Raw genomic sequence first — 6,856 nt, forward strand, 5'->3', positions numbered from 1 at the left:
CCTCCGTACTCGTCGGTCCGCTGGTTGCTGTGCGACGAGAGGAAACTGCCGACGAGGTAGCCGTGGGCGCCGTGGATCTCCACGACCTTGAACCCGGCGTCGAGGGCGCGTTCGGCGGTCTTCGCGAAGTCCGCCACGACGCCCTTGATCTCCTCCTTGGTCATCTCGCGCGGCGCGAGGTCGCCGTCCCTGGCGGGCAGCGGGGAGGGCCCCACCGTCCGCCAGCCGCCCTCGTCCTCGCTCCGCTGCGCGCCGCCCTCCCACGGTGCGGTCGTCGAGCCCTTCCGGCCGGCGTGGGAGATCTGGATGCCCGGAACGGTCCCCTGCGCTTCGAGGAGGCGGGTCACGCGCTTGAAGGCGTCGCGCTGCTCGTCGTTCCAGAGCCCGAGGTCCGTGGGCGTGATGCGCCCCTCGGGCGATACGGCCGTGGCCTCCACCAGGATCAGCCCGGCGCCGCCGACGGCGCGGGCGCCGAGGTGTGCCAGGTGCCAGTCGTTCGGCGCGCCCAGGAGGGGGCCGTCGGCGTCCGCGCTGTACTGGCACATCGGGGCCATCCAGGCACGGTTGGGAATGGTCAACGACCGCAGCGTGTACGGCTGGAAGAGAGTGCTCATCTAAGGCTCCGCTCGTGCGTGGGTGAACCCGATTACCTTTGTACGATAACCATCGTAGTACGGCGGTTGTCAAACAAAGCGGGTACGGGCGCGGGCCTGCCGCTGCTCACACCTTGAGGCCCGCCCCGCGCCTCGCGGCCCGCCCGTGCCTTGAGCCGCGCCCCACGCACGCCGGGCGGCGCCGGCCTCAGGTGAGCCGCATGTCGATGACGTACTTCCCGCGCACTCCGCCCGCTTCGAGCCTCCGGTGGGCCTCCGCGACGCCGGATATCGGGAAGACGGCGTCGATCAGGGGACGGACGCTCTCCGCCTCCGCGTACCGCGCGAGTTCCGCGATGCGCCCGGCCGGCGGGTTGTTGCTGAAGAGCTTGATCCGGCCGGGCCGGGCGGCGGCCCGCAGTCCCGTGCCGAGCATGGACCTGACGATGCGGTCCGAGTCGAAGGCGAGCGCGACCATGCGGCCCTGCCGGGTGAGCCGGGCCCCGTAGGCGCCGAGATCCGTGCCGACCACGTCGACGATGACGTCGAAGCGGCCGAGGTCTTCCGGCCGGGTCGTGCGGTAGTCCAGGGCCGTGTCGGCGCCGAGACCCTTGACCCAGTCGAGGTTGCGGGCGCCCGCCAGGGCGGTGACGTCGGCGCCGAGTGCCGCGCCCAGCTGCACGGCGATACTGCCGACGCCGCCCGCGGCGCCGCGGACCAGGAGGCGCTCACCGGGCACGATGCGGGCCTTGTCGGCCAGCGCGGTCAGGGCGGTGGTCCCCGATGTCGGAAGGGCGGCGGCCTCCAGCAGGCTCAGATTCTCGGGCGCCCCGGCGAGGCGCCGCTCGGGCACGACGACGAAGTCGGCGATGGCCCCGAAGGCGAAGTGCGGCATGAGACCCCACACCGCGCCCCCGGCCCGCCAGGCGTGCACTCCGGGACCAGCCTTGGCGACGCGGCCGGTGAAGTCGCCGCCTATGCCGCGGGGGAACGTGCCGCGGGCGATGCGGCGCAGCTTGCCCGCGCGGAAGGCGGTCTCGCCCGCGTCCACGCTCGCGGCGTGCACCTCGATCAGCACCTCCCCCGGTCCGGGATCCGGCGTGGGCACCTCGCCGACCCGCAGCACCTCGGGCGGCCCGAAACGGTCGTACTGAGCGGCACGCATGGTCACTCTCCTCCGGATGCCCGCCCGCGAGCGGGCGTCCGCATCCATAAGCGGCGGCATAAATGGGGTGGCACCCCACTTAGATTCGCTACGATAACCGGAGAGCCACCCCGATTAGCAAACACAGGAGGTCACGGTGGTCGGCACCGCAGCGCGACGGCCCATGCGGGCGGACGCCCGGCGCAACTACGCGCGCATCCTGGCCGCCGCCGAGGAGACGTTCGCGTCCCACGGCGCCGACGCCTCCCTGGAGGAGATCGCCCGGCAGGCCGGCGTGGGCTCGGCCACCCTGCACCGGCACTTCGCCTCCCGGCGCTCGCTGCTGGAAGCCGTCTTCCACGACCGCGTCGAAACGCTCTGCGCGAGGGCCGAGCAGCACAGCCGGGCGAGCGAACCGGGCCCCGCGCTCTTCTCCTGGCTGCGGGACTTCAACGCCTACGCGGTGGCCAGCCGCGGGCTGATCGCCTCGCTGCTGCGCGACGGCCGGGACGTCGGCCTGGTGGCGGAGGACGACGACTGCGTCACGATGATCACCAACGCGGCCGGGGAACTCCTGGACCGGGCCCGGCGGGCGGGCGCGGTACGACCCGGCCTCCGCACCGAGGATCTGCTCGCGCTCGTCAACGCCATCTCGCTCGCCGCGGGGAGCGAGGAAGATCCGGAAGCCCGCGGGGACGCGGAAGCCCGCGACGACGCCGAGGACCGCGGCGGCTCCGAGGGGCACGGCGGCTCTGGGGACCGCGACGGTTCCGGGGACCGCGACGGCTCTGATGATCACGACAGCTCCGGGGGCCGCGACGGCTCCGACGGCCACCACGGCGCGCAGGCCGCGCGGCTGCTGGACATCGCGATCGACGGCATGCGTTCACACTCGTGCGAGTCGCCCGCGGCGGCACCCGGCAACGACCGCCCACACCCCTCCTGACCTGCTGCGACGCGACTCCGGGGGCCGTTGTCAGTGGGTGGGTGCAGACTGACCCGTGACTGAGACAACGGCGTCCCGGAGGTGGCTTGCCATGGCTGAGGTCATGCTCGCGATCGGCACCAAGAAAGGTCTGTTCCTCGCCCGGCGGCGTGGCGGCGGGTGGGAGGTCGACGAGCCGCGCTTCAGCGCGCAGTCGGTCTATTCGATCGGGATCGACACGCGTCGCGCCACGCCCCGGCTGCTGGTCGGCGCGGACAGCTCGCACTGGGGACCGTCGGTCTTCCACTCCGACGACCTCGGCGCGACCTGGCACGAGCCCCAGCAGCCCGCGGTGAAGTTCCCGAAGGACACCGGGGCCTCGCTGGAGCGGGTCTGGCAGCTGCACCCGGCGGAGGCGGACGCGCCCGATGTGGTCTACGCGGGGACGGAGCCGGGCGCGCTGTTCCGCTCCGTGGACGGGGGCGAGACCTTCGAGCTCGTACGGTCGCTCTGGGACCACCCCACGCGGCAGGAGTGGGGCGCCGGTTTCGGCGGGCAGGGCATCCACACCGTGATCACCGACGCCCGCGACAGCGACGCCGTGACCATCGCCGTCTCCACGGGCGGCGTGTACCGCTCGCTGGACGGCGGAGACAGCTGGAATCCGTCGAACGCCGGGGTGCAGGCGGTGTTCCTGCCCGACCAGTACCCGGAGTTCGGCCAGTGCGTGCACAAGATCGCGCAGGATCCGGTGGACCGCGACCGGCTGTATCTCCAGAACCACTGGGGCGTCTACCGCAGCGACGACGCGGGCGGCGCGTGGTCGTCCATCGGCGCCTCGCTCCCCTCCGACTTCGGCTTCGCCGTCGCCGCGCACCCGCGCAGGGCCGATGTCGCCTATGTCTTCCCGATCGAGGCCGACAGCGACCGGGTGCCGGCCGGGCGGCACTGCCGGGTCTTCCGCACCGAGGACGCCGGGGCGAGCTGGGAGGGGCTCGCCGCCGGGCTCCCCGAGGCGCCGCACTTCGGCGTGGTGCTGCGCGACGCGATGTGTCTCGACGACGCCGACCCCGCGGGGGTGTACTTCGGCAATCGCAACGGCGAGGTGTACGCGAGCGCGGACGAAGGGGACAGCTGGCGGCTCGTCACCTCGCATCTGCCCGACGTGCTGTGCGTACGGGCCGCGGTCGTGGGGTGAGGCGAGGCCCGGTGAGGTGATGTGGGGGTGCGGGTGGTGCGGGAGGTGCGGGGGTGAGGCGGGGCGGTTCGGGGGCGTGTCGTGGGGTGCCGGACAGAGCCAGTAGAGTGACGCACCGTGGCTGCACGACCGTTGAACGAAATCGTCGAACCTGGCTGGGCGAAGGCACTTGAGCCCGTGGCCGGACGGATCACCGCGATGGGCGACTTCCTGCGCTCGGAGATCGCGGCGGGCCGTACGTACCTACCGGCCGGGGCCAACGTGCTCCGCGCCTTCCAGCAACCCTTCGACGACGTAAGGGTTCTGATCGTGGGTCAGGACCCGTACCCCACCCCCGGCCACGCCGTGGGGCTGAGCTTCTCCGTCGCGCCCGAGGTGCGGCCGCTGCCCGGCAGCCTGGAGAACATCTACCGGGAGATGCACACCGACCTCGGGCTGCCCCGGCCCTCGAACGGCGACCTCACCCCCTGGACCCAGCAGGGCGTCCTGCTGCTGAACAGGGCGCTCACCACCGCGCCGCGGAAGCCCGCCGCGCACCGCGGCAAGGGCTGGGAGGAGGTCACCGAGCAGGCGATCAAGGCGCTGGTCGCGCGCGGCGGCCCGATGGTGGCGATCCTGTGGGGGCGCGACGCACGCAATCTGCGGCCGCTGCTCGGGCAGGTGCCGTCCGTCGAGTCCGCGCACCCCTCCCCCATGTCGGCCGACCGCGGCTTCTTCGGCTCGCGCCCGTTCAGCCGCGCCAACGACCTCCTGGTGCGGCAGGGAGCGGCCCCGGTGAACTGGCTGATTCCCTGACGTCCGGCGATAGGGTGTCCGGCCATGACGACTCACACGAACGTTCCCGCGGGTTGGTACGCCGACCCGCAGGGCACCCCTCACCAGCTGAGATGGTGGGACGGCAGCCAGTGGACCGAGCACACCCACCCCGGGCAGGCGCCGTCGGGTGGAGCGGTTCACGCCACGCATGACCCGGCGCGGATCCAGGACCAGGTCCAGCGCCAGGCCAAGGTGGCACCCGAGGCGCAGGGCGGCGGCACCCTGTTCACCGAGCCGGTTCTGGTGGTGAACCAGAAGGCCAAGCTCATCGAGGTGACCAACGAGTACAGCGTCTTCGACCAGCACGGCCGCACGCTCGGCACGGTGGTCGAGGTCGGCCAGAGCGCGGCGAAGAAGGTCCTCCGCTTCGTCTCCAGCCTCGACCAGTACATGACGCACAAGCTGGAGATCCGGGACGCCCAGGGCCGTCCGCAGCTCCTGCTGACCCGGCCGGCCAAGCTGATCAAGTCCCGGGTGACCGTCGAGCGCCCCGACGGGCAGCCGCTGGGGGAGATCGTCCAGCAGAACGCGATCGGCAAGATCAATTTCGCGCTGGTCTCCGGCGGTCAGCAGATCGGCGCGATCAAAGCCGAGAACTGGCGCGCCTGGAACTTCGCCATCGTCGACCACACCGACGCCGAGATCGCCCGGATCACCAAGACCTGGGAGGGGCTCGCCAAGACGATGTTCACGACGGCGGACAACTACGTGCTACAGATCCACCGCCAGCTCCCCGACCCGCTGCTGAGCCTGGTCGTGGCCACGGCCCTGACCGTCGACACAGCGCTCAAGCAGGACGCCCGAGGGCTCGGCTGAGCCGGTGTCCGAGGACATGCGCATCGACGGCGCGGGCGGCACCGACGCGGGCTCGGACGTGAGGACGGGCGCACGTACGGGTGCGCGCAAGGAGACGCGGGCGGAGGCGCGTACGAATGTGAGCGGCCCCTCGGCCGGAGCCGCGGCCGGCCCCACGCCCGGCTCCGTGCCCGGCCTGGTCCTCGCCGTCGACTCCGGCGGGTCGGGGGTCCGGGTCGCGGTGGCCCGCGCGGATCTCGACGGCCCCGTACGTACCCGGCACTCCCCCGACCCGGTGGCGACCGGCGCGGCGGGCATCGACGCCCGTGCCTTCCTCGCCCACGTGCTGCCCGCCGCCCGCGACCTGCTGCGCGAGGCCGGAGCGGACCGCGTGAACCATGTCGACGCGGTCTGCGTGGGCGCAGCAGGCATGGCCACCCTCGGCGGCGACCTGCGGAAGGTGCTGCCCGGCGCGCTGCGCGCGGAGCTGGGGACGCGCCGGCTCGCCCTCGCGGCCGACGCGGTGACCGCCTACGCCGGGGCGATCGGCCAGCGGCCGGGCGCGGTCGTCGCCGCCGGCACCGGAATGATCGCCATCGGTTCCGACCTGACGCCGGAGGGCGGCTGGCGGCGCGCGGACGGCTGGGGGCATCTGCTCGGGGACCTGGGCGGCGGAGCGTGGATCGGCCAGGCCGGGCTGACGGCCGCGATGCGCGCCCACGACGGGCGTGCGGGCGGCTCGGCCGCGCTGCTGGCCCGTGCGGAAGCGGTCTTCGGCCCGGCGGGCGAGCTGCCCGGAAAGCTGTATCCGCGCACCGACCGGCCCGCCGTGCTCGCCTCGTTCGCGCCCGAGGTGGCCCGGTGCGCCGAGGCCGGCGACCCGGTCGCGCGGCGCGTCCTCGCCACGGCCGCCCGTCACATCGCCGAGACCGCGGCGGCGGTCTGCCCGCGCCCCCAGGAGCCGGCCGCGGATGCTGGGGGCGCGGCGCGGTACGAAGTGTCGCTCACCGGCGGGCTGTTCCGGATCGGCGCGCCCCTGCTCGTACCGCTGCGCGCGGAATTGCAACAGCAACTGCCGCACGCGGTGCTGATCGAGGCCGCGGGCGGCCCGCTGGACGGCGCGCTGCGCATCGCCGCGGCGCTCGCCGCGGACGAGCTGCGGCTACCGCCGGATCCGTTCATGCTCTCCATTTCGGGCTGACCACTTCCGCATCAAGTCGTACGAACCGCCGAACATATCCGGACAGAGTGCACGCAGTCGCCCCCTCCCGAACGGTCGGCCCTCGCGAGCGGATAACATGCGGCGCCATGAGCTCCCCCACAGGGCCCGCGCCTGGCCTGCCTGTACGAATGCCACGTCCCCGCCAGCCCGGACGGCACCGGCG

General features: G+C 73.1%; 6 protein-coding genes and 1 pseudogene. 5 read left to right on the top strand and 2 right to left on the bottom strand.

All coding sequences use genetic code 11. From position 1 onward, the window contains the following. Positions 1-614 (bottom strand): annotated as a pseudogene (locus tag ACFU99_RS27245) (NADH:flavin oxidoreductase/NADH oxidase); the annotation flags it as partial. Between the two features lie 187 nt (positions 615-801). Continuing rightward, positions 802-1,758, bottom strand: a complete 957-nt coding sequence (locus tag ACFU99_RS27250) for an NAD(P)-dependent alcohol dehydrogenase (RefSeq protein ID WP_384396716.1) — start codon at positions 1,756-1,758, stop codon at positions 802-804. A 136-nt stretch (positions 1,759-1,894) separates the two neighbouring features. Between ACFU99_RS27250 and ACFU99_RS27255 the strand changes: the two genes are divergently transcribed. The 5 genes from ACFU99_RS27255 (at position 1,895) to ACFU99_RS27275 (ending at position 6,672) form a co-directional block, all read left to right on the top strand. Continuing rightward, positions 1,895-2,683 (top strand): TetR/AcrR family transcriptional regulator, encoded by a 789-nt coding sequence (locus ACFU99_RS27255; protein ID WP_384396719.1) that lies wholly within the window; start codon positions 1,895-1,897, stop codon positions 2,681-2,683. Between the two features lie 91 nt (positions 2,684-2,774). Further along, on the top strand, positions 2,775-3,860 hold the full coding sequence (locus ACFU99_RS27260) for a WD40/YVTN/BNR-like repeat-containing protein (protein ID WP_384396722.1): 1,086 nt from the start codon (positions 2,775-2,777) through the stop codon (positions 3,858-3,860). A gap of 117 nt (positions 3,861-3,977) precedes the next feature. Beyond that, complete coding sequence (locus ACFU99_RS27265; RefSeq protein WP_384396725.1) at positions 3,978-4,655, top strand: uracil-DNA glycosylase; 678 nt, start codon at positions 3,978-3,980, stop codon at positions 4,653-4,655. A 24-nt stretch (positions 4,656-4,679) separates the two neighbouring features. Further along, positions 4,680-5,492, top strand: a complete 813-nt coding sequence (locus ACFU99_RS27270) for a phospholipid scramblase-related protein (RefSeq protein ID WP_384396728.1) — start codon at positions 4,680-4,682, stop codon at positions 5,490-5,492. Between the two features lie 4 nt (positions 5,493-5,496). Continuing rightward, the gene (locus ACFU99_RS27275; protein WP_384396730.1) at positions 5,497-6,672 is read left to right on the top strand and encodes an N-acetylglucosamine kinase; all 1,176 of its coding nucleotides are present in this window, start codon (positions 5,497-5,499) and stop codon (positions 6,670-6,672) included. The last annotated feature ends 184 nt before the right edge of the window (positions 6,673-6,856 follow it).

Source organism: Streptomyces sp. NPDC057654 (assembly GCF_042800135.1).
GTDB lineage: Bacteria > Actinomycetota > Actinomycetes > Streptomycetales > Streptomycetaceae > Streptomyces.

Excerpts from the sequence above, each read along its gene's own strand:
- ACFU99_RS27250 (WP_384396716.1), bottom strand. The coding sequence starts at position 1,758 with ATGCGTGCCGCTCAGTACGACCGTTTCGGGCCGCCCGAGGTGCTGCGG.
- ACFU99_RS27260 (WP_384396722.1), top strand. The coding sequence starts at position 2,775 with ATGGCTGAGGTCATGCTCGCGATCGGCACCAAGAAAGGTCTGTTCCTC.
- ACFU99_RS27270 (WP_384396728.1), top strand. The coding sequence starts at position 4,680 with ATGACGACTCACACGAACGTTCCCGCGGGTTGGTACGCCGACCCGCAG.